This is a genomic window from Blastococcus sp. SYSU DS0616, from assembly GCF_054051015.1.
In genome coordinates, this window is the sequence record NZ_JBJHAJ010000012.1 from 18173 (window position 1) to 43577 (window position 25405).

Consider the following 25405-nt stretch of genomic DNA (forward strand, 5'->3'; position numbering starts at 1 on the left):
CAGACGAACACCATGTCCGACCAGCTGACCGGCACCCCGGCGCTCGACGCCGTCAACGCCGCTCTGGCCACCGTCCAGGACCCGGAGATCAACCGCCCGCTCACCGAGCTCGGCATGGTCAAGGACGTGCGGATCGGGCCCGACGGCTCGGTCGACGTCGAGGTGTACCTGACCGTCGCCGGCTGCCCGATGCGGGAGACGATCACCAACCGGGTCACCGCCGCCGTCGGCGCCGTCCCCGGCGTGACCTCGGTGCAGGTCGCCCTCGACGTGATGAGCGACGAGCAGCGCGCCGAGCTGCGCAAGACCGTGCGCGGCACCGACGCCGCGGACCCGGTGATCCCCTTCGCCCAGCCCGGCTCGCTCACCCGCGTCTACGCCGTCGCCTCGGGCAAGGGCGGCGTCGGCAAGTCCAGCGTCACCGTGAACCTCGCCGCGGCCCTGGCCAAGCGCGGGCTGTCGGTCGGCGTCGTGGACGCCGACATCTACGGCCACTCCGTGCCGCGCATGCTCGGGGTCGACGACAAGCCCACCCAGGTCGACAACATGATCATGCCGCCGCAGTCGATGGGCGTGAAGGTCATCTCGATCGGCATGTTCACCCCGGGCAACACCCCGGTCGTGTGGCGCGGGCCGATGCTGCACCGCGCGCTGCAGCAGTTCCTCGCCGACGTGTGGTGGGGCGACCTCGACGTCCTGCTGCTGGACCTCCCCCCGGGCACCGGTGACGTCGCGATCTCCATCGCGCAGCTCCTGCCCAACGCCGAGATCCTCGTCGTCACCACCCCGCAGCTGGCCGCGGCCGAGGTGGCCGAGCGCGCCGGTGCGATCGCCACGCAGACCCACCAGCAGGTCGTCGGCGTCATCGAGAACATGAGCTGGATGGAGCTCCCCGACGGCTCGCGCGTCGAGGTCTTCGGCTCCGGCGGAGGGCAGACGGTCAGCGACGCGCTCACCCGCACCCTCGGTGCGCGCGTCCCGCTGCTGGGTCAGATCCCGCTGGACACCCGGCTCCGGGAGGCCGGCGACGCCGGTGCGCCGATCGTCCTCGCCGACCCCGAGACCCCGGCCGCCAAGGCGCTGGAGAAGATCGCCGACGGGCTCGCCGTCCGCCAGCGCGGGCTCTCCGGGATGAGCCTCGGGCTCACCCCCGTCAAGCACTGAGCTGAGCCACCCGCTCTGGGGGTGTTCCTCCCGCTGTCGGCGTCCTTCAGGAGTCCAGCAGCGGGAGGAACACCCCCAGAGTCGTGGCAGGGGTCGTCCTGCGCCGCCCGGCTCAGGGGGTCAGGTCGCGTCGATGTCGAACGGCGGCGGGACGCTGCGGTCGCGCAGCTGCGCGGCGACCACCGTGGCGGCCGTCGCCCCGTTCGCCGTGGCGGCGGGTACCCGGGCGTCGTCGTCGTCACCCAGCAGCTGCTCGCGGATGAACGTCCGCGGGTGGTACTTGCGCAGGTCGAGGTCGCGCAGCTCCGCGAAGTCGTCGCCGAGGGAGTCGTTGACCTGGGTGCGCATGCCGGTGACCGCACTGCGCAACCGCTTGAGCCCGGCGGCGGCCTCGCGCGCCAGGTCGGGCAGCCGCTCGGGCCCGAAGATGAACAGGGCGGCGAGCGCCAGCACGAAGATCTCGCCCCAGCCGATCGAGTCGAACACCGTGCTCCCTGTTCCTCCGGCCGCCAGCGCTACCGAGGGTCAGCGTAGCCGCCGCCGGGCCTATGCGGCGGCGAGCGTCACCTCGACCGTGCGCGAGCTCCCGCCGCGCACGAGCTCGACGGTCACGACGTCCCCCGGCTGCCGGGCGTCGACGGCGACGGCCAGCTCCTCGGAGCTGCCGACCGGCGTGTCCCCGACGGCGATGATGACGTCCTGCTCACGGATGCCGGCCTCGGCCGCGGGGCTGCCCGGCTCGACGTTGACGACCAGGGCGCCGTCGCGCGTGCCGTCGGTGACCGAGCGGGCGTTGACGCCGAGCGTGGCGTGCACGGCCGAGCCGGTGGCGATGAGCTGCTCGGTGATCCGCTTCACCGTGTCCACCGGGATCGCGAAACCGAGGCCGATCGACCCACCGGCGCCGGTCGAGGCGATCGCGGTGTTGATGCCGACGAGCGCCCCGCTCCCGTCGACCAGCGCCCCACCGGAGTTGCCCGGGTTGATCGGGGCGTCGGTCTGCACCGCGCTGATCACCGCATTGGTGTCGGTGCCCTCGCCGGAGAGCCGGACCGGGCGGTCCAGCGCGCTGACGATCCCGCTGGTGACGGTGCCCGCCAGCCCCAGCGGCGAGCCGATCGCCACCACCGGGTCGCCGACCACGACGTCGCCGGACCGGCCCAGCGCGGCCGTCACCAGACCGGGCTTCTCCACCTTGACGACGGCGAGGTCGCTGGCCGGGTCGCGGCCCACGATGCGCGCGGCGGATCCGCTGCCGTCGGAGAAGACCGCCCGGATCTCGGCGCCCTCGACGTCGTCGGCGCCGGAGATGACGTGGTTGTTCGTGACGATGTAGCCGTTCTCGCCGTCGATCACGACCCCGGAACCGGTGGCACCGGCCTGGCCGACGCGCACCTCGATCGAGACGACCGCCGGGATCACCGCCTCGGCGATGCCCGACACCGACCCCTGCTCGCGGGGCCCGCCCGGATCGACCTGGGTGAGGGTGGTGCCCGGGGTGTGGAGGGGCGTCTCGTCCGCGGTGCGGGTGAGGTACCAGCCGACGCCGCCACCGACGAGGCCGACGACCAGCAGGCCGAGCACGGCGAGCGTGGTCAGGCGGATCGAGAGGTCCCGCAGCCGCACCTTGCGGCGGCCGCGGGCGTCCACGACGACGGGGCCGGGCTGGCGGTCCTCGTCGTACACGGCGGGAGCGCCCAGCGCGGCGGGGGACGACGGGTCGCGCCAGGGGTCCTCACGCGCGTCGGCCTTCCACCACGGGCCGGTGGCGGTGCGCCGCCGTCCGGGGCGGCCACCCGGCGGCTCCTGCAGGCCGCCCCGCCCCGGAGCGGGTGGGCCGAAGGCGCGCAGCAGCGCCTCGGGCGGTGGGGGCGGCACCGGGCGCGGCGGGAGGGTCGGGCGGTCGCCGGCGAAGCTGCCCGTCACCCGCTCCGGGCGTCCGAAGGCCGTGGCCTGCGCGGGGCTGGGCTGGGGGGCGCGGACCGGGCCGGGCGCCACCCGGGGGGCCGTCGTCTCGTCGAAGGCGCCGGCCTGGCCCTCGGGCCGCGCGTAGGCGGCGTCGCCGTCCTCCGGGGCGTCGCGCCGCGTGCTGCTCAGGGGGTCCCGCCCGGGGAGCCGAGGCCGCCGACGGTGCCGATGGTCACCGTCCGCAGCACCGGCGGCGCGACCTCGGTGTGCTGCTCGGGCCGCACCGGATCGGCCGCGGGCGCGCGGCCGCCGTCGGGCGGCAGGGTGAGCGCCAGCGCCGTCACCCCGGCGCCCAGGCCGACGATCGTCCCGGCGACGCCGCGGCGGAACCAGCGGTGGTCGGACGACGTGCGCCGGTGCGCCCCTTCGGTGAGGTCGACGGAGAAGGCGCCGGTGCTGCCCGTGACCGTCAGCTCCCCGGCCGAGGCGCTCAGCCCCCCGGTGCCGGCACCGGCCCCCGGTACCTCGGCGGTGAAGGGGATGGCGCGGAGCCGGGACAGCAGATCACCGGGCATGGCCACGTCGGCGGAGCCGTGGAGGGCCTCCTTGGCCTCGCGCTGCGCGGCCACGGCCATCCGGCAGGAGGCGCAGGCGGTGAGGTGGCGGGCCGCCCGACCGGCGGGCCCGGCGGACAGCTCGCCGTCGACCAGTGCGGCGATCGCCTCCTGCGCCAGGTGGCTCTCCGGGATGCTCATGCCCCCACCTCCCCCGGGACGCCCGCCCGGCGCGGGGCCAGGTGTGCCAGCGCCTCGCGCAGCTGCACCCGCCCCCGGTGGATGCGGCTGCGCACGGTGCCGAGCTTGATGCCCAGCGTGGCGGCGATCTCCTCGTAGGTCAGCCCCTCGATGTCGCACAGCACGACGGCCACCCGGAACTCCGGGGACAGCGCGTCGAGCGCCGCCTGCACCTGGGGGTCGAGGTGGGTGTCGGCGTACACCTGCTCCGGGCTCGGCGCGCGGCCGGGCAGCCGCTCCGTGTCGTCAGGCAGCGCGTCGAAGCGGATCCGCTGCCGACGCCGGACCATGTCGAGGAACAGGTTCGTGGTGATCCGGTGCAGCCAGCCCTCGAAGGTGCCCGGCGAGTAGTCGGCCAGCGAGCGGAACACCCGGACGAAGGTCTCCTGCGTCAGGTCCTCGGCGTCCTGGGGGTTGCCCGACAGGCGGTAGGCCAGCCGGTACACCCGGGCGGAGTGGTCGCGGACGACCTGCTCCCAGGACGGCGCCACCCAGCCCGGCTGCTCCGCGGGAGCGGCGGACTGCGGGGCGGTGGCCTCGGGCACGCCACCAGGATCGCAGACGGGGCCGCCCGCGACCTCCCCGGCGTCGGCGGGACCGGACGCGGCACGCGTGAATCGCACGTCCTGGTCAACGGTCGATCGGCACACCCGTGTTCCCGCGCACCGGGACTCCCAGCAGACGCACAGGTGCGCCCGCGCACGCGGCGGCGGCGGTGCGGGCAACTACCCTCGGCCGGTGATGAGCGCCGATCAGCCGCCGCCCGGAGGCGGCACCGACCCGGGCGCCGCCTACGCCGACCGCTTCGCCGCCGAGTCCCCCGAGATGGTGGCCGCCCGGCGCCGCGCGCAGTTCCTACCCGGGACGGGCCCGGTGGAGCCCCCGGTGGGCGCCACCCTGGCCGTCCTCGCCGCCACGAGCGCTGCCCGCTCGGTGGTCTCGATCGGCAGCGGCGGGGGGCTGGCCGCGCTGTGGCTGCTGCGCGGGATGCGGTCCGACGGGGTGCTGACCGCGCTGGACGGCGATCCCGAGCAGCTGCGCGCGGCACGTGCCGCCCTCGCCGAGGCCCGCGTGCCGGCCAGCCGGGCACGGCTGATCTTCGGCACCCCCGGGGAGGTCCTCCCCCGGCTCTCGCCCGGCGGCTACGACATGGTGTGCTGCGCCGGCCCGCCCCGGGAGTACGCCGAGCACCTCGCCGCACTGCTCGCCCTGGTCCGGGTCGGCGGCACGCTGACCTGCCACGGGCTGCTCGAGGGCGGCCGGGTCGCCGACCGCACCGCCCGCGACCCCCAGTCGGTGGCCTGGCGGGAGATCGCCCGCACGATCCGGGACGACGAGACCCTGCTGCCCGCCGTCCTGCCGATCGGCACCGGCCTGCTCGTCGCCACCAAGCGCGGGTAACGCGAGGAAGGACCCCCAGAAGGACCTCGGTCCCCCCACCACTCGCAGGCTCGCGGCGGGACCCTGCACCGAGGCCTCCCGACCACTCGCGAGCTCGCGGCGAGCCTCCGGACGGGGCCTACAGGTAGGCGCGGGCGCCCTTGCCGAGCACGGTGATCCCACCCGCGCTGACGTGGTAGCGCTCCAGGTCCAGGTCGTGGTCGAAACCGATCCGCGCACCCGCGGGCACGACGGCGTTCTTGTCCAGGATCGCCCGCCGGACCTGCGCACCCTCCCCGATGTAGGCGCCGTCCATGACGACGCTGTCCTCGACCCGGGCGCCCCGCTCGACGCGCACCCCCGGCGAGATCACGGAGTTGTGCACCGAGCCGCCGCCGATGATCGCGCCGGCGCTGACCATGGACTCCTCGGCGCGGCCCCCCAGCACGAACTTCGCCGGCGGGCGCTGCGGCGGCAGCGTGTAGATCGGCCACCGCTCGTTGTAGAGGTTGAACACCGGCGAGACCGACACCAGGTCCATGTGCGCGTCGTAGTAGGAGTCGATCGTCCCGACGTCGCGCCAGTACCCCTGGTCCCGCTCGGTCGCGCCGGGCACCACGTTGGTGGAGAAGTCGTAGACCCACGCCTCTCCTGCGTCGGCCAGCATGGGCATGATCGAGCCGCCCATGTCGTGCACCGAGTCCTGGTCCTCCGCGTCGGTGCGCAGCGCCTCGAGCAGGGCGTCGGTGGTGAAGACGTAGTTGCCCATGGAGGCGAAGCTCTCCTCGGGCGAGTCCGGCAGGCCGGGCGGCTCTGCGGGCTTCTCCAGGAACCCCCGCACCTTGCCCGCCGCGTCGGAGTCGATGACGCCGAACTCGGTCGCCTCCCGCCGCGGCACCCGCAGCCCCGCGATGGTGACGCCCGCACCGGTCTGCAGGTGCTGGTCGATCATCTGCGCCGGGTCCATGCGGTAGACGTGGTCGGCGCCGAAGACGACGACGATCTCCGGGCGCTCGTCGTAGATGAGGTTCAGGCTCTGGAAGATCGCGTCGGCGCTGCCGGTGTACCAGCGGGGGCCGAGGCGCTGCTGCGCCGGCACCGGTGTCACGTAGTTGCCGAGCAGGCTGGACATCCGCCAGGTCTGGGTGATGTGACGGTCCAGGCTGTGGCTCTTGTACTGGGTGAGGACGGCGATGTGCCGGATGTCGCCGTTGACCAGGTTGGAGAGGACGAAGTCGATGAGCCGGTAGTTGCCGCCGAAGGGGACGGCCGGCTTCGCGCGGTCCTGGGTCAGCGGAGACAGCCGCTTCCCCTCACCGCCCGCCAGGACGATGCCGAGCACCCGTGGACCGCCGCGCATGCCAGAAACGTATCCGTTGGCCGACGCGGGCACAGCACGAACCGCACGGAGGCCACCCGTCTGGGTCCCGCGCCGAGCCCGGTGACGCGCTGGAACGGCCACCTTTCAGGGGCCCGCGCCGAGCCTGCGAGGCGCGGGGGGAAAGGTGGTCCTTCTAGGGTGACGGCGTGCGCATCGGGATCGTCACGCGAGAGTGGCCGCCGGACGTCTACGGCGGCGCGGGGGTGCACGTCGAGCACCTGGTGTCGGCGCTGCGTGCCCTGCCCGACGGGCCGCAGCTCGACGTCCACTGCTTCGGCGGCGCACGGGCGGACGCGACCGCCCACGCCGTGCCCGCCGGGTTGTCCGACGCCAACGGGGCCCTGCAGGCGCTGGGGGTCGACGTCGAGATCGCCGCCGCGCTCGCCGGAGCCGACCTCGTGCACAGCCACACCTGGTACGCCAACACGGCCGGGCTGCTCGCCGCGCTGGTGCACGGCGTGCCGCACGTCGTCACCGCCCACTCGCTGGAACCGCGCCGGCCGTGGAAGGCCGAGCAGCTGGGCGGCGGCTACCGGCTGTCCTCCTGGGCCGAGCGCACCGCCTACCTGGCCGCCGACGCGGTGGTCGCGGTGAGCGCGGGCATGCGGGAGGACGTGCTCGCCGTCTACCCCGAGCTGGACCCGGCCCGGGTGCACGTTGTCCACAACGGCGTCGACGCGGAGGCCTACCGCCCGGTGCACGCCCCGGAGGTGGTCCGCGGGCTCGGGGTGGACCCCGACCGGCCGTACGCGCTGTTCGTCGGCCGGATCACCCGGCAGAAGGGGCTGGCCCACCTGCTGGCCGCGGCCGACCAGCTGCCGGCCGATGCCGGTCTCGTGCTGTGCGCCGGGGCCGCCGACACCCCGGCCGAGCGGCAGCAGGTCGCCGACGCCGTCGCCGAGCTGCAGTCCCGCCGCGACGGCGTGGTGTGGATCGAGGCGATGCTGCCGCGCGAGCAGCTGGTGCCGCTGATCACCGGTGCCACGGTCTTCGTGTGCCCGTCGGTGTACGAGCCGCTGGGCATCGTCAACCTGGAGGCGGCGGCGTGCGGCACCGCCGTCGTCGCCAGCGCCGTGGGCGGCATTCCGGAGGTCGTCGACGACGGCCGCACCGGTCTCCTGGTGCCCTACGACGAGGCGGACCCGACCGGGTTCGCCGCCGGCCTGGCCGCGCGCACCGGCGAGCTGCTCGCCGATCCGCAGCGCGCCGCCGCGATGGGCGCCGCCGGCCGCGAGCGGGTCGTCGCCGAGTTCGGCTGGGCCGCGATCGCCCGGCAGACCGTGGACGTCTACGCGGAGGTGCTCGCCGCCCGCGGGTGAGCCGACCGCCGCGGTTCCGGCCGTCCGCGTCCCGCCCGCTGGTACCTTTCAGCCCGCCGGCGTCTGCCGGCGGTGCAGCCGCAGCGAAGCCCGGTGCGAACCCGGCGCTGTCCCGCAACTGTGATGGCCCCGTGCGGGCCCGAGCCAGATCGCCTGCCCTGCGCCGTGCAACCGACCCCCGCGGCAGGGGTCGCGCATCGGGCGTCGGGTCAGCTCGGGGGCGACGCCCGCCGCCTCCTCTGGAGGCTCTTCCTTGCTCGGCACCTCCTCCCGGGCGGCGCGCACCTCGCGCGCCCCGCGGCGACCCGTGCGCGCCGTCCTCGCCCTCCTGGCGGCCCCCGTCCTGGCGCTGCCCGCCTGCGGTGGGGCCTCGGACGGCGGTGACGACGCGGACCCCACCACGGCCGCCGGCGACTTCCCCGTGACGGTCACCGGCGACAACGGCGAGCTGACCCTCGACGAGCGGCCGGAGGCCATCGTCTCCCTGTCGCCGACGGCCACCGAGATGCTCTTCGCCATCGGCGCCGGGGAGCAGGTGGAGGCCGTCGACGACAACTCCGACCACCCGGCCGAGGCGCCGACCACGGAGCTGTCGGCGTTCACGCCCAACGCCGAGGCCGTCGCCGGGTACGACCCCGACCTGGTGGTGCTCAGCAACGACATCAACGGCATCGTCGACGCGCTCGAGACGCTCGACGTCCCGGTCCTGCTGCTCGAGGCCGCCGAGGACCTCGACGACACCTACGCGCAGTTGGAGACCCTCGGGACGGCGACCGGGCACGACGACGAGGCGGCCGAGGTGGTCGCCGACGTGCAGGACCGGATCGACGCCGCCGTCGCGTCCGTGCCCGACGCCGTCGCCGGGATGCGCGTCTACCACGAGCTCGACCCGTCGTTCTACTCCGCGACGAGCGAGACGTTCATCGGCGGGATCTACTCCCTCTTCGGCCTGGAGAACATCGCCGACGGTGCCCCCGAGGCCGGGGGCTACCCCCAGCTGTCGGCCGAGTACGTCGTCGACCAGGCGCCCGAGCTGATCGTGCTGGCCGACACCGAGTGCTGCGGCGAGAGCGCCGAGACGGTGGCCCAGCGGCCGGCGTTCGGCTCGGTGCCCGCGGTGACCGAGGGGCGGGTCCTCGCCGTCGACGACGACATCGCCTCCCGGTGGGGTCCGCGCGTGGCCGACTTCGCCGAGGCGGTCGCCGGGGCCCTGCAGGACTGAGCCCGGCGGCATGAGCACCACCCACGGCACCCGGCCCGGCCGCACCGCGGCGGGGCCGGGTGCCGTGCGGTCACCGCGCTCCGCACTCCTCTCCGGAGCCGGCGTCACCGCCGCCCTCGTGGCCGCGGCGCTCGCCGGGGTCTGGGTGGGCGCGGTGCCGCTGCCGCCCGGCACGGTCGTCGCCACGCTGCTCGACCGCGCGCTGGCGCCCGTGGGCCTCGACGTCCCCGGCACCCTGGAGGGGACCCGCGCAGCGGTGCTGCTGGAGCTCCGCCTGCCCCGCGTCGTGCTCGCGGTGCTGGTCGGCGCCGGGCTGGCCGTCTCCGGCGCCGCGTACCAGGGGGTGTTCCGCAACCCGCTCGCCGATCCCTACCTCCTGGGCGCGGCGGCCGGGGCCGGGCTGGGCGCCACCCTGGTCCTCGCCTACGCACCCGGCCAGCAGGTCGGCCCGGTCGGGGTGGTCCCGCTGGCCGCCTTCGTCGGCGCGCTCGTCGGTGTGGGGTGCGCGCTGGCCCTCGGTCACGCGGCCGGCGGCTCGCAGAGCGCGCCGCTGCTGCTGGCAGGCATCGCGGTCGCCGCCTTCCTCGCGGCGGCGCAGACGCTGGTGCAGCAGCAGAACACGGACGACCTGCGGGAGATCTACGGCTGGCTGCTCGGGCACCTGGGCGGCGCGCAGTGGTCCGACGTGGGCCTGGTCCTCCCCTACCTGGGGGTGGCGGTGGTCGCCCTGCTGCTGTGCGCCCGCCCCCTGGACGTGCTGGCGGTCGGCGACGACGAGGCCCGCTCGCTCGGCGTGCACCCCGGCCGTTTGCGGCTGCTGGTCGTGGTCGCCGCGTCGCTGGCCACCGCGTCGGCCGTGGCGGTCAGCGGGCTGATCGGCTTCGTCGGGCTGGTCGTGCCGCACATCGTCCGCCGGCTGGTCGGCGGCGCCAACGTCCGGGTGCTCCCGGTGTCCCTGCTGGCCGGTGGCGCGTTCCTGGTGCTCGCCGACCTGCTCGCCCGCACCGTGCTCGCCCCCGCGGAGCTGCCGCTGGGCGTGGTCACCGCGTTCGTCGGCGCGCCGTTCTTCGCGGGCCTGCTGTGGGCGGGGGCGCGGCGACGGTGAGCGGAGGACCACCCGGCCCGCGCGGTGCCGGCGGCGCGCGCGTGGAGGTCGTGGGCCTCGACGCCGGCTACGGACGGCGCCCGGTGCTCGCCGGTGTCCGGTTCACCGTGGCGGCCGGCGGCTGGCTGGGCATCATCGGCCCCAACGGGTCGGGCAAGTCCACGCTGCTGCGCTCGGTGTTGGGCCTGCACCCGCACGAGGGCCAGGTGCGCATCGACGGCGTCCCGCTCACCGGGATGCCGCGCCGCGACCGGGCCCGCCTGCTGGCCTACGCGCCGCAGCTGCCGGTGCTGCCCGAGGGCGTCAGCGCGCGGGACTACGTCCTGCTCGGCCGCACCCCGCACCGTCCGCTGCTGGCCGCACCCCGGCGGGTCGATCGCGAGGTCGTCGCCGAGGTGATGGACCGGCTGGAGCTCGACGAGCTGGCCGATCGGGCGGTCGTCACCCTCTCCGGTGGGGAGCAGCAGCGCGCCGTCCTCGCGCGGGCGCTGGCCCAGCGACCGCGAGTGCTGCTGCTCGACGAGCCCACCGCCGCCCTGGACCTCGGGCACGCGCAGCAGGTCCTCGACCTGCTGGACCGGCTGCGGCGGCAGGACGGGCTCACCGTGGTGAGCACCCTGCACGACCTCACCCTCGCCGGGCAGTACGCCGACCGGCTCACCCTCCTCGCCGAGGGGCGGGTGGCCGCCGAGGGCAGCCCGGCGGAGGTACTCACCGCCGCCGTGCTGGCGGAGCACTACGGCGCCCGCGCCCGCATCGTGCCGGGCCCGCACGGGCCCGCGGTGCTGCCGGTGCGCGGGAGCTGATGCCGGTCAGCGCGCCGCGCGGAAGCGGACCACGTCCCCGGGCCGCAACTGGGCGGCGGCGGGCAGGTCCGCGGTGACGACGACGGCGAGCACCGGATAGCCACCGGTGACCGGGTGATCGGCGAGGAACAGCACCGGGGCGCCGTCGGGCGGGACCTGCAGCGCCCCGGGCACCAGCCCCTCGCTGGGCAGCTCCCCGTCGCGGGCCCGACCGAGCCGGGGACCTGCCAGCCGCAACCCCACCCGGTCGCTGTCGGCACCGACCGCCCAGCCGGCTCCCAGCAGGGCCGGCCACGCGGCGTCGTCGAGCCAGTCCCGCCGCGGCCCGGGCAGCACCCGCAGCACCGGCCGGTCCGACGGCGCACCCACGGGCGCGACGTCGACGACCGGCTCCTCCCCCGCCAGCCCGCCGACCGGCAGCCGCGTGCCCGCGGTCAGGACGGCCGGCCCGAGGCCGGACAGGGTGTCGGTGCTGCGCGACCCCAGCACCGGCGAGACGTCGACGCCGCCCCGCACCGCGAGGTAGCTGCGCAGGCCGGCGCGCGGGGGGCCCAGCCCCAGCACGGCGCCGGGGCGCACGGTGGTGGGCGCGGCGAACGGCGCCGGGCGCCCGTCCACGACGACCGGCACCGGGGCACCCGTCACCGCCACCAGGAGGGTGCGCTCGGCGCGGACCCGCAGCCCCCCGCCCGTCGCCTCGACGACCGCGGCCGCCGGCGCGTTGCCCACCAGCCGGTTGGCCAGCGCCGCCGCCGGCCGGTCCGCGGCGCCGGACCGGGGCACCCCGACGGACGCCCAGCCGATCCGCCCGGCGTCCTGCACGGTCGCGAACGGCCCCGGGGTCAGCACGGTGAGCACTCAGGCCACCGCCCGGAAGCGGACCGTGGTGCCCGGGGCGAGCAGCGCCGGCGGGTCGCGCCCGACGTCGAAGAGGACCGCGTCGGTGCGCCCGACCAGCTGCCAGCCCCCTGGCGAGGCACGCGGGTAGACGCCCGCGTACGGGCCGGCGAGCGCCACCGAGCCGGCCGGGACCCGGGTGCGCGGGGTGGCCCGGCGCGGCACGTGCAGCTCCTCCGGCAGCCCGGTCAGGTACCCGAAGCCCGGGGCGAAGCCGCCGAAGGCCACGGTGAGCGCGGTGCCGGTCAGCGCGGCGACGACGGCGTCCGCCGTCCGCCCGGTGAGCCGGGCGACCTCGGCGAGGTCCGGTCCGTCGAAGACCACCGGCAGCACCACGGCCGCGCGCGCCGGTCCGGCCGCGGGCGCTGCGGGGGCCAGTCGGCACAGGGTGGTCACGTCGAGGTCGGTGACCGGCCGATCGAGCAGGACGAGCAGGGTGCGGGCGGCGGGCACCAGGTCCACCTGCCCGGCCAGCGGGGCGGCGAGCAGCGCGGCCCGCAGCCCAGGGATCGCGGCGACGTCGGCCACCTCGAGCAGTACTGCGCGATCGCCGTAGGGCAGCGCACGCACCGCTCCCCCACCGTCGCCCACCCGCCCATGATCGGGCATCCCCCGGGCCCGTGACGGCCCCTCCGCCGCGCAACTCCGTTCGCCCGGTCCGCACGCCGGTGGAATGCTGGACCGCCGTGACCTCGACGACGGCCTCCGGGCAGGACCCGCTGCGGTCGCTGCTCCGGTCGTCGCACCACCTGACGGCCGACGAGCTCGGCTCGGTCGTCTCCCGGCACGCGAGGCTCCTCGGCGCCCGCGCGGCCGTCATCTACCTGGCCGACTACGAACAGTCCTCCCTGGTCCCCGTGGCCGGCGAGGACGTTCCGCCGCGCACCGGGCTGTCCGTCGACGGCTCGATCGGCGGCCTCGCCTTCCGCCGGGTCGAGGAGACCCGTTCCCCGAGCCCCGGCGACGACGCTGCCGTGCGCCTCTGGCTCCCCCTGCTCGACGGCGCCGAGCGGGTCGGCGTCCTGGAGCTGCTGTTCGACACCGGGCCTCCCGCGGAGCAGGACGAGGAACGCCGCGCCTTCGCCGCACTGGTGGCCGAGCTCTGCGTCACCCGGGACGCCTACAGCGACGTGTTCGCGCGGCTGCGGCGCACCCGGCCGCTGAGCCTGGCCGCGGAGATCCAGTGGGACCTGATCCCACCGCTGACCTTCGGCACCGACCGGATCGTCATCTCCGCGGCGCTGGAGCCCGCGTACGAGATCGGCGGGGACACCTTCGACTACGCCGTCAACGGCCCCGTCGCCGACCTCATGGTCCTCGACGCGGTGGGCCACGGTCTGCCCGCCGCGTTGCTGACCACGGTCGCCGTCGGCGCCTACCGCTCGGCCCGCCGGCACGAGCTCTCCCTTCCCGCGACGTCGGCGGCGATGGACGCCGCGATCGCCGGGCAGTTCCCCGGCAGCCGGTTCGCCACCGCGCTGCTGGCCCGGCTCGACCTGGAGTCCGGCCTGCTCACCTGGGTCAACGCGGGGCACGGCTCCCCGCTGGTCGTGCGCGACGGCGTCCTCATCCCCGCCCGCAGCTGCCGCCCGGACCTGCCGCTCGGGCTCCAGCAGGGGCCCGCCCGGACGTGCGAGGTGCAGCTGCGCCCGGGCGACCGGGTGCTGCTGCACACCGACGGCGTCACCGAGGCGCGATCGCCGGCGGGCGACTTCTTCGGCGAGGAGCGCCTCGCGGACTTCGTCGTCCGCGCCGAGACGGCCGGCGACCCCCCGCCGGAGACGCTCCGCCGGCTGATGCGCAGCGTGATGGCCCACCAGGCGGGCCGGCTGCAGGACGACGCCACCATCGTGCTCGTCGAGTGGCGGACCGGCCGCGAGAACCAGATAACCCTGTGACCCCGCCGGGATCGGCCGGTCCGGGCGACCGGACGGGGCTCCATACCGGCCGGGATGTACGCACCGCCACACCGATGGACAATCGGGCATGACCATCGGGGCGCGCTTCGACGCCGCTCTGGCGCGGCAGTCCGATCCCGCGCTCGCCGGGCCCGAGGCCCTGCCGCTGCGACTCAGCCGCGTGTGCGCCGAACTGCTCCGGGTCGACGGTGCCGGCCTGGTCCTGGTGGACGGCACCGGCCGCCGGCTCCCGCTGGGCGCCAGCGACCCGGCGGCCGCGAGCGCCGAACGGATGCAGTTCACCGTCGGCGAGGGGCCGTGCGCGACGGCCCAGGCCACCGGCCAACCGGTGTTCGCCGTCGAGGACGACCTGCGACGCCGGTGGCCGGTCTTCGCCGACCTGCTGCTGCGCGGCACCCCCTTCCGCGCGGTCGTCGCCCTCCCCCTGCACCCGGGTCCCGCCGGGGAAGGGGCCCTCGACCTGTACTTCAGGCGGTCGGCCGCCGTCGTGGAGCTCGACGTCTTCGCGGCGGTGGCGGTGGGCGAGCTGGTCAGCTCCGCGCTCAGCGACGCCGCGGTCTGGTCGACCTGGACGCCGGCGGAGGGACCGGACTGGCTGCGCGGCGCGGCACCGCGGCAGCGGGCGGCGGTGTGGGAGGCGGTGGGCAAGCTGGGCGTCGCCCACGACATCGATCCGGAGGAGGCGCTGGCCCTGCTCCGGACCGAGGCCTACACGTCGGGGCGGTCCGTGGACGAGGTCGCCGCCGCCCTGCTCTCCGGGCGCCGCTCGATGGAGGACCTGCGCCCCGGCGACTGACCGCTCACCCGGTGAACGGGGCGACCGCGAGCCCGGCCCCCTCCAGCGCTGCCCGCACCGACCGCGCGAGCTCCACCGCGCCCGGCGTGTCCCCGTGCACGCACACCGACCCCACCTCGACCGGCACCACGCTGCCGTCCACCGCGACCACGCTGCCCTCGGCGGCCATGCGGACCGCGCGCTCGGCGACCACCTCCGGCTCGTGCACCAGCGCTCCCACCGACCCGCGGGGCACGAGGCTGCCGTCGGGGGCGTAGCCGCGGTCGGCGAACCCCTCCGCCACGGTGGGCAGCCCGGCCGCCGCGGCGGTGCGCAGCAGCTCCGAGCCCGGCAGCCCCAGCACGGTCAGCCCGGCGTCGTAGGCGGCGACCGCCTCGACGACGGCGCGGGCCTGCGCCGCGTGGTGCACGACGGCGTTGTAGAGGGCCCCGTGCGGCTTGAGGTAGGAGACCCGCCCCCCGGCCGTGCGGGCCACGCCGTCCAGCGCGGCGAGCTGGTAGAGGACGTCGGCGGCGAGCTCGTCCGGGGCGACGTCGACGAAGCGCCGGCCGAACCCGGCCAGGTCGCGGTAGGAGACCTGGGCGCCGATGGCCACGCCCCCGGCCACGGCGGCACCGCACACGCGACGCATCGTGACCGGGTCCCCGGCGTGGAACCCGCAGGCCACGTTGGCGCTGCTGACGACCTCCAGCAACGCGTCGTCGTCGCCCAGCCGCCACACGCCGAAGCCCTCCCCCAGGTCGGCGTTGAGATCGATGCGGGGGCCGCCCGGTGCGCTCACCCGCGCAGTCTCGCACCGGAATGGCGGCCGCCCCGCGGGTGCTGCACCCGGTATGGGAGCCGCCGAGCCGCTCACGCTCTTCGAGGTCGGGCCGCCGCCGGCGCCGATGCCGCCCAACCACCTCCTGCAGGTCCGCCGCATCTACGCCGAACCGGCGGCGACGGAGTCCCCGCGTGGCCGCCAGGTGCTCGGCCGGTTCCCCGACGCCGAGGTGATCGAGGTGCCCTCGCACTGGCAGATCCCCGAGCTGCACGGCAACGCCGGGAACGTCTACCGCTGGGTGCGGGTGAAGACCGAGACGCTGGTGCTCGGCGTCCGCAAGGGGCTGGTCACCCGGCCCAACGGCCGCTCCGCGGACTTCATCGCCCCCGGCACGGCCAACGGCTGCGCCATGGCCTGCGCCTACTGCTACGTGCCCCGGCGCAAGGGCTTCGCCAACCCGATCACCGTCTTCACCAACATCGACCAGATCGCCGGGCACCTGCGCCGGCACGTCGCCCGGCAGGGACCGAAGACCGAGCCCGACCAGTGCGACCCGGAGAGCTGGGTCTACGACATCGGCGAGAACAGCGACTGCTCGGTGGACGCGCTGGTCAGCGACAACGTCGCCGACCTGGTGCGCACCTTCCGCGGCCTGCCGACGGCGAAGGCGTCCTTCGCGACCAAGTACGTGAACCGGCAGCTGCTCGACCTCGACCCGGCCGGTCGCACCCGGGTGCGCTTCTCGGTGATGCCCGAGGACGACGCACGGGTCCTCGACGTGCGCACCAGCCGGGTGGCCGACCGCATCGCCGCCGTCGACGACTTCGTGGCCGCGGGGTACGAGGTGCACCTGAACCTCTCGCCCGTGGTCCTGCACGCCGGCTGGGAGGAGGACTGGGGTCGGCTCCTGGCGCGGCTGGACGACGAGCTCGGCGCGGCGGCCAAGGCGCAGGCCGCCGCCGAGGTGATCATGCTGACCCACAACGAGGCCCTGCACGAGGTGAACCTCGGGTGGCACCCGACGGCCGAGCAGCTGCTCTGGCGCCCCGACCTGCAGGAGCCCAAGCGCAGCTCCAACGGGCAGGACAACGTGCGCTACCGCGCCGGGATCAAGCGGGCGGCGGTCGCGCGACTGCGCGAGCTGGTCACCCGGCACGCCCCCTGGCTGCGCATCCGCTACGCGTTCTGAGCCGCTGCCGCCCGGGGCCGACATGGCGAAATGTCGGCATGACCACATGTCGACATCTCGCGTCGGCACCCCCACCCGACCTGTGAGAGGCTCATCGTGACGGAGCCGTTACGTTCCGTCGGGGAACGTCACGCAGGGGGAAGAGTGCCCGGGTCCACCTCTGGCGTACCGGCGGCGACGCTGCTGGCCGCGCTGCCCGACACCGTGATCGTGGCCGACGGCGACGGGCGCATCGCGTACGTGAGCCCGGCCGTCGAGACGTTGCTGGGTCACGACCCGGCGGCGCTGATCGGCCGGCCGCTGCAGCTGCTCATGCCCGAGCGGCTCCGGCACGGCCACAACGAGGGCTTCTCCCGGTACCGGGCCACCGGCGAGGGGAAGCTCGTCGGCGCGACCACGCAGCTGCCGGCGCTCCACGCAGCCGGTCACGAGGTGCCGGTCGACCTCACCCTGTCGCGCCTGACCCCGGCGGACGGCGCGTCGCCGGACGAGGCGCTCGTGGTCGCCGTGCTCCGCGACGCCAGCACCACGATCCTCCTCGAACGGCAGTTCGCCGTCAGCCGCTACCTGGCCGCCACGCTGCGGGTGACGGCGGCGCTGACCGAGGCGCGCGACGCCGACGTCGCCTTCCAGCAGCTGCTCCCGACGCTGTGCACGGAGCTGGACTGGGACGCCGCCCTGCTGTGGCAGGCCGACACCGAGCACGGCCGGCTCGTGCACGCGGGCACCTGGGCCGCTCCCGGCGCGGACGTGCCGGCGCTGGCCGCCGACGCCCCCCGCCGGGTCTTCCGCCGTGGTGAGGGCCTGCCGGGGGGCGCCTGGCTGCACCGGGTCCCGGTCGTGGCCGAGGACCTCGCCGCCGACCCCCGGGTGGTCCGCCGCGACGTCGTCCGGGCCGACGGGCTCGGCACCGGCGTCGCGTTCCCGGTCCTGAGCGGCGACACGCTGCTCGCCGTCTGCGAGCTGTTCTCGACGCAGTCCCGGCCCGTGCCCCCCGAGCTGCTGGAGGTGCTCGGGCACGCCGGCCGGCAGATCGGCCAGTTCCTCGCCCGGCTGCGCGCGGAGTCGGTGATCCGCGACCTGGCCGACACCCTGCAGCGCAGCCTGCTCCCCTCCCACCTGCCCACGATCCCCGGGGTGGAGCTGGCGGCCCGCTACCGCGCGGGCGGGGACTCCGCCCTCGTGGGCGGCGACACCTACGACGTCACCCCCCTGCCCGACGGCCGCTGGATGGTGCTGATCGCCGACGTCTGCGGCACCGGAGCCGAGGCGGCGGCGGTCACGGCGGTCACCCGGCACACCGCCCGCGCCGCGGCCACGGGGAGCCCGGCGGAGATCCTGCGGGCGGTCAACACCGCGCTGCTGCACGAACAGGGGACGGGGCCGCTGCGGTTCGTCACCGCCTGCTGCCTGGTGCTGGAACCGGCGGGGCCGGGCCACCGGGTCCGTCTCGCCGTCGCCGGGCACCCGCTCCCCGTCGTCTCCGATGCGGACTCCGACGCCCGTCCGGTCGGGACCGCCGGCCCACCCCTCGGGATCGATGCCGACGTCGAGCTCACCGAGACCACGCTGGACCTGCCTCCCGGGTCGACCCTGGTGCTCTACACCGACGGCGTCACGGAGGCGCGGGACGACGCCGGGCGGCAGTTCGGCGAGGACGCGCTGCTGCGGGTCGTCGCCGGCGCGCCGGTCGCCGATCCGGAAGCGGCCGTCGGCGCGATCTCGGCCGCGGTCGAGGCCCAGCTGGCCGGCTCCCGCTACGAGCCCGACGACCTCGCCGTGCTGGCGCTCGCCGTCCCGCGCTGAGGGCCCCGTCCCGCCGACGCGCTCCGGGCCGGCTGGCTACGGTGGGTCGGTGGCGCGGGTGGTGGTCGTGGGCGCCGGGCTCGGCGGGCTGGCGGCCGCCGCGCGGCTGGCGGCCCTCGGACACGCGGTGACCGTCGTGGAACAGGCGCCCGACGTCGGCGGGAAGCTCGGCTGGTTCACCCGCGACGGGCACGCCTTCGACACCGGGCCGAGCCTGGTCACCCTGCCGCAGGTGTACCGCGACCTGTTCGCCGCGACCGGCAGCCGGCTCGAGGACACCGTCGACCTGGTCCGGCTGGACCCGGCGGTCGGCTACCGGTTCGCCGACGGCACCCGGCTGACCGTGCCCGGCCGCGCAGAGGCCGTCCCCGCCGCGCTCGACGACGCGCTGGGGGCCGGCGCCGGAGCCCAGTGGGCCGCCCTGATGGAGCGGGCCGCGGCGATGTGGCGGATCAGCGAGGAGCCGTTCCTGCGCACCCCCCTGGCCGGGGCGACGACGCTGGCGCGGCTGGCCCGGCGCCCGGCCGACGTCGCCGCGATCGCGCCGTGGCGGTCGCTGCGCGGCCTCGGTCACCGCCACCTGCGCCACCCGCACCTGCGCACCGTGCTGGACCGCTACGCCACCTACTCCGGCTCGGACCCGCGCCGGGCGCCGGCGGTGCTGGCCACCGTCCCCTACGCCGAGCAGGCCTTCGGCTCCTGGTACGTGCGGGGTGGGTTGCACCGGCTCGGGACGGCGGTGCGGGACCGGGCCGTCGCGGGCGGCGCCGCGGTCCGCACCGGCTGCGCGGTGCGCAGGGTGCTGGTGGCGGGCGGCCGGGCTGCGGGCGTGGAGCTGGCCGACGGCGAGCGGCTGCGCGCCGACGTCGTCGTCTCCGGCGTCGACGCCGCCGCGCTGCACGCCGACCTGCTGCCCACCGACCGGCGCACCCGCGGCGTCCGGCGGGACCTGGCCCGTGCCACACCGTCGCTGTCGGGGTTCGTGCTGCTGCTGGCGCTGCGCGGCCGGACCCCGGGGCTGGAGCACCACACGGTGCTCTTCCCCGACGACTACGACGCGGAGTTCGACGCCGTCTTCGGCACCGGCCGGTACGCGGGCCGACCGTGCCCGGTGCCCGATCCCACCGTCTACGTCAGCGCGCCCGACGACCCGGCGCTGGTGCCCGACGGCGACAGCGAGTCGTGGTTCGTCCTGGTGAACGCGCCGCGGCACGATCCGGTGCACGGGGTGGACTGGGACGCCCCGGGGCTCGCCGAGCGGTACGCCGACCGGGTGCTGGCGGTCATGGCCCGCCGCGGGCTCGACGTCCGGGACCGCCTCCGCTGGCGGGAGATCCGGACGCCGGCCGACCTGGCGCGGGGCACCGGCAGCGTCGGCGGGTCGATCTACGGCAGCTCCAGCAACGGCTCCCGGGCGGCGTTCCTGCGCCCGGGCAACGCCTCGCGCATCCCCGGGCTGTTCCTGGTCGGCGGCTCGGCGCACCCCGGCGGGGGGCTGCCGCTGGTGGGCCTCTCGGCGGAGATCGTGGCGGAGCTCGTCGGCCCGGCCTGACCGGTCCGGTCACCGCGGCCGGACGGCCGCGACGGCCACGAGCGGGGCGCCCGGGGCGATCCGCCGGGTCTCTCCCGGTCGCAGCCCGGCCGCGCGCAGCCCCGCGACCAGGTCCGCGGCCCCCGGCAGCGACATGCCGCCCTCCTGCGCCCGCAGCAGCAGGTCGAAGTGCCGGCTGAACAGCTGCGGCGTCGCCACGGTGGTGACGACCAGGAGGGTGCCCCCCGGCGCGAGCAGCCCCGCCACGTCGGCGAACAGGGCGACGCGCTCCGCCACCGGGACGTAGTAGACGACGTTGGCCAGCAGCGCGAGGTCGAACCCGCCCTCGTCGGGCAGCTCCCGGACGTCGGCCCGCACGATGCGCGCCCGTCCCGCCAGCCCGCGCCGTTCGAGGGTGCGCTCGGCGAGGGCGGCGGCGTCGGCGTCGGCGTCCACCCCGACGCCCTCGGCCTGCGGAGCCGCCGCCAGCACCGCGGCCAGCTGCAGCCCCGCGCCGCACCCGACGTCGACCACCCGCCGCGGGGACACGTCCGCCACCGTCTCCCGGAGGACGTCGTCGACGAACGGCTCGAAGGCGGCCGACACCCGGGCGATGACCGCCCCCTGCTCGGCGACGTCCCGCCGCGGTGGGCCACCGGCCAGCAGGTCACCGAGGTGGCGGTAGAGCCCGGTGTGGAACCCGGCGAACGCCTCGTAGGAGGCCCGCACCAGGTCGTCGTCCCGCAGGGCGCGCCCGGCGCTGGTCAGGGACCAGCCGGCGGCGTCCTCCCGGACGAGGCCGGCGGCCGCGAGCACCCGCAGGAAGGCTGCGAGCAGGTCGTCGCGGGCCACCGCCAGCCGGCGGGCGAGCTCCGGGGTCGCCACCGCACGGTCGCCGAGCGCGTCCAGGACGCCGGTGTGCAGCGCCGCGGCGCCCAGGTTCAGCCGGACCGCGGCCTGCCCGTCACGGGTGGCCCGCAACCGGGCCCGGGCGTTCCCGGTCCGCAGGACGGTGAGCAGGGTGCGTGCGCTGAACAACCCGGCCATCTGGCGCTCCCACCGTTCGGGGAGCCCACTGTGGTCCGCCCGGACCCGTCGCACCAGTACCGGCGACGCGGTCCGGTCAGCCGCGGGCCGCGCCGTAGCCCAGCAGCGCGGCCAGCCCGAGCGCGCTGCGTGGCTGGTACGCCGCGCGCCACAACCCGCCGTGCGCGGCCTCGTGCGCCTCGTCCTGCCACGGGTGCTCGTGCGCCGGTCCGCCGCCGGTGTGCAGGTCGTGCACGAGCAGCGCGGCCATGAGCACGTTCGACGTCGACGGCTCGAAGATCTCCACGCCGAACCGGTGGGCGCCGGCGTAGGCCGCGGCCAGGGCCCGGTTCTTCACCACCGAGCGGGTCCGCGTCGGCGGGGCGACGTTCATCGACACCGTGCTGCCCGCCGCGCGTGCGGCGGTCGCCCGCCACCGCTGCAGCCGCTTGGCCAGCGCGTAGTTGGGGCCCTGCTGCGCCACCAGGCTGTCGGCGATGCCCGGGTCGGTGCCGGGCACGTAGGCGCGCTGCAGGAGCCGGCCGCCCGACACCGTCCGCAGCGGGCGGCCGAGCAGCTTCGCCGTGCGGCTGCGGCGCGCGTACGCCTCCACCGACTGCGCCACCGCCTCGGCGGGGACGGCGAAGACGTCGGTCGGGGTGGCCAGGAACGCCAGCGCGAGCTCCGGCCGCGCACCCGCGAGCCGCACGGTGAGCGCGTCGACGGCCGCCGAGACGCGCACGTTCGTGGCACCGTCGGCGTAGACGTAGTTGCCCAGGACCGGGGAGCCCGACAGCCCCGCGACCCAGTCGGCCACCGCGGGGACCTCGGCGATCAGATCGGCTCCCGCGCGCGCCGGGTCGGGCTCCGACCCGGGCTCCGCCACGGGTACCAGGAGGGTGCCGGCGCCGGACCGGGCGATGTCGAGCACCCGCTCCCACAGCGGCGCGCGGGGCAGGTCCACCCCGGCCACGCGGGCGCCCCAGCGCAGCAGTGCGGTGAGCGGTCCCATCTCGGCGCCCGCCCCGAGCACGACCACGGTGGTGTCCGGCAGCGACAGCCACTCGGGGTGCGCCGCCACGGTGCGCACCGCCTCCGCGCACGACGGCTCCACGACCCCCGCGGCCACCCAGTCGTCGAGCCGGCGCAGCAGGGCGTCACCCCGCAGCCGCCCGCCGCGGAACGGCAGCGACAGCTCCCGCTCCGGCTCGGCGGTGCCGGTCACCTCGACCGTGTGCAGCACCCGGCCGGCGGGCGCGGTGGTCAGCCCGGCGAGGTCGGCCTCCCCCTCGGGCCCGGCCACCCGCATCCGCGAGTGCAGGGACGCCAGCCCGGCAGCGGCGATGGCCTGCGCCGCCTCCGGCGAGGGCAGCCCGGCCTCCACCAGCCGGCGGAAGTGCGTCAGGTAGCCCGCCCGCCAGTTGGTCTCCCGCTCGGCGGCCAGCGCGCCGGCGGCGTCGGCGGGGCGCAGTGCATCCGCGACGACGGCCCGGCCCAGCGCCGCCGTGCTCCGGCGTCCGTCGGACCCGGCCGGGAACACGACCCCCTGGTCCTCGCTCATGCGCCTTCCTCCACCCGTCCAGCTTCTCCCGGCTCCTGGCACGCGGCCAGCTCAGCAGCACCCCTGCGCCGGCCCCGGCCCGGGGCCGGGTCGTGTCCTGCGCACCGCCACCCGGGGGTGGAGCCGCGCAGAGATCAGCTGGTCGCGCCCTTCAGGGCCTCCGAGAGAGCGGCCGCCTCGTCGGGCGACAGCTCGACGACCAGGCGCCCACCGCCTTCCAGCGGTACCCGCATGACCAGGCCGCGCCCTTCCTTGGTGACCTCGAGGGGACCTTCACCCGTGCGCGGCTTCATGGCCGCCATGCGTGCCTCCTTCGCCGGCCACGCGCCTGCCTGCTGGCAGGAGCGAGGCGTCCGATGCTGTGAGCTCCGGGGCAATGATCCCGTATGGGGGCGCTCCGTCCAACAGGAGGTCCGTCAGAGTGACCTCAGCCCGCCCTCGCACCCTCGGCCGGGTGTGCCCGGAAGCAGTCGGCGACGTGGTCGTCGACCATCCCGGTCGCCTGCATGAGCGCGTAGGCCGTGGTCGGGCCGACGAAGACGAAGCCGCGTCGCTTGAGCTCCTTGGCCATGGCCACCGACTCCGGGCTCGTCGCCGGCACGTCGGCGAGGGTGGCGGGGCGAGGACGCGGACCGTCGGGCGCGAACGACCACAGCAGCTCGGACAGCCCTTCGGGCAGCTGCTGCGCCGCCCGGGCGTTCGTGACGGCCGCCGCGATCTTGGCGCGGTTCCGGACGATGCCCGCGTCGGCCATCAGCCGCGCCCGGTCCTCGTCGGTGAAGGCGGCCACCGCGTCGATCGCGAAGCCGGCGAACGCAGCGCGGAACGCGGGCCGCTTGCGCAGGATGGTGATCCAGGAGAGCCCCGACTGGAACGCCTCCAGGCACAACCGCTCGAACAGCGCGTCGTCACCGTGGAGCGGGACCCCCCACTCCTCGTCGTGGTAGGCGATGTACTCGGGGGCGCTCGTGGCCCAGGCGCAGCGCTGCACGTCCCGGACGCTAGCGCCGCCCACCGACGACCCTCCGCCGGGCAGCGGGCTCCGCACCGCTCAGCGGGCCGCGGCGTCCACCGCCTCGACGCTCGGCTCGGGGCCCTGCTTCCCGCGTCGGGTCGCCAGGACGCAGCCGACCAGCACCAGCGGCAGCCCCAGGGCGAGACCGAGGGTGAACGGCTCGCCGAGCAGCAGCACCCCGAGGAGCACCGCCACGGCCGGGTTGACGAACGTGATGACCAGCGCCCGCTGCGGCCCCACCTCGCGGATCAGCGCGAAGAACAGGGCCAGGGCCACCGCGGTGCAGAGCAGGCCGAGGGCGAGCAGCGACAGCTGCGCCTCCCCGGACGCGTCGGCCACCTGGCCGAGCCGCGGGACGGCGAACGGCGCGTAGACCACCGCGGTCACGAGCAGCGCGAGGGAGCTCGCGGCCACGCCGGGCACCTCGGGCAGGGCCCGGCTGACCACCAGCGGCGCCGTGGCGTACCCCACGACCACCAGCCCGACGGCGACGAGGGGCAGCAGTTGCGCGCCGTCGATGTCCAGGCCGAGCAGGACCGCGATCCCGACCACGCCGATGCCCATGCCCAGCACCCGCACCGGGGTGAGCCGCTCCTCCTCCCCGGCGAGCCGGGCGGCCAGGGCCGCCACGAACGGCACCGCGGCCACCAGCAGACCGGTGAGCGAGCTGGACAGGGTCTGCTCGGCGTAGGCGAGCAGCAGCCACGGCCCGGTCATCTCCAGCACCGTGAACAGCAGCAGGGGCTTCCAGTGCCGCAGCGCCGGGCGCAGCTGGCCGCGGGCGACCGTCCAGGGCAGCAGCAGGGCCGCTCCGATCGCGCAGCGGGCGAAGACCACCACGACCGGCGACACCTCCTCGACGGCCACCTTGATCAACAGGTAGGGCACGCCCCAGATCACCGACATGGTGAGGAACAGGGCCCAGCCCCGCCGGCTCACGAACCCGCCTCCGTCGTCCCGTCGCGCACCGGCACATCCTCACCGATCGCCGGTCCCACCCCGCGGCAGGTCAGTACGTGCGGGCGAAGGCGGCGAAGCGCCGCAGCGACCAGCGGATCCCCAGGAGGGCGAACGGCCTGACCAGCACCCAGCCGACCCGGCCGAGCACCCCGTAGGGCAGGTCGAGCCGCTCGGTCCAGACGAAGGTGCTCTGCTCGCCCCGCGGCTCGATCTCGAAGATGCCCGGCCCTCGCACCAGCCGGCCGGTGTGCTGCACCTCGACCCGGCGCGGCGGGTCCCACGCCGTGATCACCATGGTGTCGAGGAACCCGAACCGGAACCCGCCGGGCGCCGGCAGCCCGGTACGCGCGGCCAGCCGGCCGCCGACGCCCTGCGCGGGCCCGTCGACGGTCCGCACGTCGGTCGCGAGCATCCACTCGCCCTGCCGCGACCAGTCGGTCAGCGCGGCCCACACCCGTTCCGCAGGCGCCTCGACCGCCACCCGCTCCACCAGCTCAGGCATCCCGCGTCCCCTCCCGGTCGGTCCGCTCGACGCCGGGATCGGTCGGCGCCTCCTGCCGGCCGTGTGCGGCCAGCTCGGCGCGGAGCGCCGCGATCTCCGCGTCCCGCTCGTCCAGGGTCTGCGCCAGCTGGTCGAGCAGCCAGTCGACCTCGACCATCCGGTAGCCGCGGGCGGTGACCGCGATCCGCAGCGCCCGGACGTCGTCGGCCACCACGCGCCGGTCGTCGGGCAGCTCGACCGGCGACCGTCCCGGGTCCGCCGGCGGCTGGCTCTCGCCCCGCCCCATGAGCAGCGAGGCCACGAGGAAGAGTGCGCCACCGACCAGCAGGACGGCGAGCACGAAGAGGACGAAGGAGAGCAC

General features: G+C 76.2%; 26 protein-coding genes. 11 read left to right on the forward strand and 15 right to left on the reverse strand.

The window, feature by feature from the left end; genetic code table 11:
• The first annotated feature begins 12 nt into the window (after positions 1–12).
• Positions 13–1164: an Mrp/NBP35 family ATP-binding protein gene (locus tag ACI79K_RS10790; RefSeq protein ID WP_456587330.1), complete on the forward strand. Its 1152-nt coding sequence runs from the start codon at positions 13–15 to the stop codon at positions 1162–1164.
• A gap of 120 nt (positions 1165–1284) precedes the next feature.
• Here the strand turns inward: ACI79K_RS10790 and ACI79K_RS10795 are convergent, their stop codons facing one another.
• The 4 genes from ACI79K_RS10795 to sigE form a co-directional block, all read right to left on the reverse strand.
• Positions 1285–1650 carry a twin-arginine translocase TatA/TatE family subunit gene (locus ACI79K_RS10795; protein WP_456587329.1) on the reverse strand — a complete coding sequence of 122 codons (366 nt, stop codon included), beginning with the start codon at positions 1648–1650 and terminating at the stop codon, positions 1285–1287.
• Positions 1651–1710: 60 nt separating this feature from the next.
• Positions 1711–3090 carry a S1C family serine protease gene (locus ACI79K_RS10800; protein WP_456599688.1) on the reverse strand — a complete coding sequence of 460 codons (1380 nt, stop codon included), beginning with the start codon at positions 3088–3090 and terminating at the stop codon, positions 1711–1713.
• A gap of 167 nt (positions 3091–3257) precedes the next feature.
• On the reverse strand, positions 3258–3827 hold the full coding sequence (locus tag ACI79K_RS10805; protein WP_456587327.1) for an anti-sigma factor family protein: 570 nt from the start codon (positions 3825–3827) through the stop codon (positions 3258–3260).
• Entirely contained in the window at positions 3824–4411 is a 588-nt protein-coding gene (sigE, locus tag ACI79K_RS10810; protein ID WP_456587326.1) for an RNA polymerase sigma factor SigE, read from the reverse strand. Before sigE ends, ACI79K_RS10805 begins: the two co-directional genes overlap by 4 nt.
• Before the next feature lie 196 nt (positions 4412–4607).
• Between sigE and ACI79K_RS10815 the strand changes: the two genes are divergently transcribed.
• Complete coding sequence (locus tag ACI79K_RS10815) at positions 4608–5267, forward strand: O-methyltransferase (RefSeq protein ID WP_456587325.1); 660 nt, start codon at positions 4608–4610, stop codon at positions 5265–5267.
• Positions 5268–5385: 118 nt separating this feature from the next.
• Here the strand turns inward: ACI79K_RS10815 and glgC are convergent, their stop codons facing one another.
• Positions 5386–6606: a glucose-1-phosphate adenylyltransferase gene (gene glgC / locus ACI79K_RS10820; RefSeq protein ID WP_456587324.1), complete on the reverse strand. Its 1221-nt coding sequence runs from the start codon at positions 6604–6606 to the stop codon at positions 5386–5388.
• Between the two features lie 167 nt (positions 6607–6773).
• Between glgC and glgA the strand changes: the two genes are divergently transcribed.
• The 4 genes from glgA (at position 6774) to ACI79K_RS10840 (ending at position 11079) form a co-directional block, all read left to right on the forward strand.
• Positions 6774–7946: a glycogen synthase gene (gene glgA / locus ACI79K_RS10825; RefSeq protein WP_456587323.1), complete on the forward strand. Its 1173-nt coding sequence runs from the start codon at positions 6774–6776 to the stop codon at positions 7944–7946.
• Between the two features lie 253 nt (positions 7947–8199).
• Positions 8200–9168: an ABC transporter substrate-binding protein gene (locus ACI79K_RS10830; protein ID WP_456599689.1), complete on the forward strand. Its 969-nt coding sequence runs from the start codon at positions 8200–8202 to the stop codon at positions 9166–9168.
• A 10-nt stretch (positions 9169–9178) separates the two neighbouring features.
• Positions 9179–10273: a FecCD family ABC transporter permease gene (locus tag ACI79K_RS10835; protein WP_456599690.1), complete on the forward strand. Its 1095-nt coding sequence runs from the start codon at positions 9179–9181 to the stop codon at positions 10271–10273.
• A 41-nt stretch (positions 10274–10314) separates the two neighbouring features.
• Entirely contained in the window at positions 10315–11079 is a 765-nt protein-coding gene (locus ACI79K_RS10840) for an ABC transporter ATP-binding protein (RefSeq protein WP_456599691.1), read from the forward strand.
• 6 nt (positions 11080–11085) lie between these two features.
• Here the strand turns inward: ACI79K_RS10840 and ACI79K_RS10845 are convergent, their stop codons facing one another.
• The gene (locus tag ACI79K_RS10845; RefSeq protein WP_456599692.1) at positions 11086–11937 is read right to left on the reverse strand and encodes a 5-oxoprolinase subunit C family protein; all 852 of its coding nucleotides are present in this window, start codon (positions 11935–11937) and stop codon (positions 11086–11088) included.
• Complete coding sequence (locus ACI79K_RS10850) at positions 11938–12567, reverse strand: 5-oxoprolinase subunit B family protein (RefSeq protein WP_456599693.1); 630 nt, start codon at positions 12565–12567, stop codon at positions 11938–11940.
• Positions 12568–12662: 95 nt separating this feature from the next.
• Here ACI79K_RS10850 and ACI79K_RS10855 point away from each other — a divergent pair, with 95 nt between their 5' ends.
• Together ACI79K_RS10855 and ACI79K_RS10860 are read left to right on the forward strand one after the other, a co-directional pair.
• Entirely contained in the window at positions 12663–13874 is a 1212-nt protein-coding gene (locus ACI79K_RS10855) for a PP2C family protein-serine/threonine phosphatase (RefSeq protein ID WP_456599694.1), read from the forward strand.
• A gap of 88 nt (positions 13875–13962) precedes the next feature.
• On the forward strand, positions 13963–14691 hold the full coding sequence (locus ACI79K_RS10860) for a GAF and ANTAR domain-containing protein (protein ID WP_456599695.1): 729 nt from the start codon (positions 13963–13965) through the stop codon (positions 14689–14691).
• Positions 14692–14695: 4 nt separating this feature from the next.
• On the opposite strand, the gene ACI79K_RS10865 is transcribed toward ACI79K_RS10860, so the two are convergent.
• Positions 14696–15472 carry a LamB/YcsF family protein gene (locus tag ACI79K_RS10865; RefSeq protein WP_456599696.1) on the reverse strand — a complete coding sequence of 259 codons (777 nt, stop codon included), beginning with the start codon at positions 15470–15472 and terminating at the stop codon, positions 14696–14698.
• A gap of 52 nt (positions 15473–15524) precedes the next feature.
• Between ACI79K_RS10865 and ACI79K_RS10870 the strand changes: the two genes are divergently transcribed.
• From ACI79K_RS10870 to ACI79K_RS10880, 3 genes are all read left to right on the forward strand, one after another.
• Positions 15525–16643: a spore photoproduct lyase family protein gene (locus tag ACI79K_RS10870; RefSeq protein ID WP_456599697.1), complete on the forward strand. Its 1119-nt coding sequence runs from the start codon at positions 15525–15527 to the stop codon at positions 16641–16643.
• Between the two features lie 144 nt (positions 16644–16787).
• Positions 16788–18449: a SpoIIE family protein phosphatase gene (locus ACI79K_RS10875; RefSeq protein WP_456587313.1), complete on the forward strand. Its 1662-nt coding sequence runs from the start codon at positions 16788–16790 to the stop codon at positions 18447–18449.
• Positions 18450–18498: 49 nt separating this feature from the next.
• The gene (locus tag ACI79K_RS10880) at positions 18499–20001 is read left to right on the forward strand and encodes a phytoene desaturase family protein (protein ID WP_456599698.1); all 1503 of its coding nucleotides are present in this window, start codon (positions 18499–18501) and stop codon (positions 19999–20001) included.
• A 9-nt stretch (positions 20002–20010) separates the two neighbouring features.
• On the opposite strand, the gene ACI79K_RS10885 is transcribed toward ACI79K_RS10880, so the two are convergent.
• From ACI79K_RS10885 to ACI79K_RS10915, 7 genes are all read right to left on the reverse strand, one after another.
• Positions 20011–20961, reverse strand: a complete 951-nt coding sequence (locus ACI79K_RS10885; protein WP_456599742.1) for an SAM-dependent methyltransferase — start codon at positions 20959–20961, stop codon at positions 20011–20013.
• A gap of 142 nt (positions 20962–21103) precedes the next feature.
• Complete coding sequence (locus ACI79K_RS10890; protein WP_456587310.1) at positions 21104–22567, reverse strand: hypothetical protein; 1464 nt, start codon at positions 22565–22567, stop codon at positions 21104–21106.
• Positions 22568–22701: 134 nt separating this feature from the next.
• Positions 22702–22869 (reverse strand): DUF3117 domain-containing protein, encoded by a 168-nt coding sequence (locus ACI79K_RS10895; protein ID WP_012947303.1) that lies wholly within the window; start codon positions 22867–22869, stop codon positions 22702–22704.
• A 125-nt stretch (positions 22870–22994) separates the two neighbouring features.
• Entirely contained in the window at positions 22995–23558 is a 564-nt protein-coding gene (locus ACI79K_RS10900) for a DNA-3-methyladenine glycosylase I (RefSeq protein WP_456599699.1), read from the reverse strand.
• A gap of 60 nt (positions 23559–23618) precedes the next feature.
• The gene (locus tag ACI79K_RS10905) at positions 23619–24521 is read right to left on the reverse strand and encodes a DMT family transporter (protein ID WP_456599700.1); all 903 of its coding nucleotides are present in this window, start codon (positions 24519–24521) and stop codon (positions 23619–23621) included.
• Positions 24522–24591: 70 nt separating this feature from the next.
• Positions 24592–25044 (reverse strand): SRPBCC family protein, encoded by a 453-nt coding sequence (locus ACI79K_RS10910; RefSeq protein WP_456587307.1) that lies wholly within the window; start codon positions 25042–25044, stop codon positions 24592–24594.
• Positions 25037–25405 (reverse strand): DivIVA domain-containing protein, encoded by a 369-nt coding sequence (locus ACI79K_RS10915; protein WP_456587306.1) that lies wholly within the window; start codon positions 25403–25405, stop codon positions 25037–25039. The genes ACI79K_RS10910 and ACI79K_RS10915 overlap by 8 nt, the downstream gene beginning before the upstream one ends.

Bases quoted from the DNA above. Each gene is read 5' to 3' on its own strand.
- ACI79K_RS10790 (WP_456587330.1), top strand. From the start codon at position 13: ATGTCCGACCAGCTGACCGGCACCCCGGCGCTCGACGCCGTCAACGCC.
- ACI79K_RS10805 (WP_456587327.1), bottom strand. From the start codon at position 3,827: ATGAGCATCCCGGAGAGCCACCTGGCGCAGGAGGCGATCGCCGCACTG.
- ACI79K_RS10815 (WP_456587325.1), top strand. From the start codon at position 4,608: ATGAGCGCCGATCAGCCGCCGCCCGGAGGCGGCACCGACCCGGGCGCC.
- glgC (WP_456587324.1), bottom strand. From the start codon at position 6,606: ATGCGCGGCGGTCCACGGGTGCTCGGCATCGTCCTGGCGGGCGGTGAG.
- ACI79K_RS10835 (WP_456599690.1), top strand. From the start codon at position 9,179: ATGAGCACCACCCACGGCACCCGGCCCGGCCGCACCGCGGCGGGGCCG.
- ACI79K_RS10860 (WP_456599695.1), top strand. From the start codon at position 13,963: ATGACCATCGGGGCGCGCTTCGACGCCGCTCTGGCGCGGCAGTCCGAT.
- ACI79K_RS10870 (WP_456599697.1), top strand. From the start codon at position 15,525: ATGGGAGCCGCCGAGCCGCTCACGCTCTTCGAGGTCGGGCCGCCGCCG.
- ACI79K_RS10890 (WP_456587310.1), bottom strand. From the start codon at position 22,567: ATGAGCGAGGACCAGGGGGTCGTGTTCCCGGCCGGGTCCGACGGACGC.
- ACI79K_RS10895 (WP_012947303.1), bottom strand. From the start codon at position 22,869: ATGGCGGCCATGAAGCCGCGCACGGGTGAAGGTCCCCTCGAGGTCACC.
- ACI79K_RS10910 (WP_456587307.1), bottom strand. From the start codon at position 25,044: ATGCCTGAGCTGGTGGAGCGGGTGGCGGTCGAGGCGCCTGCGGAACGG.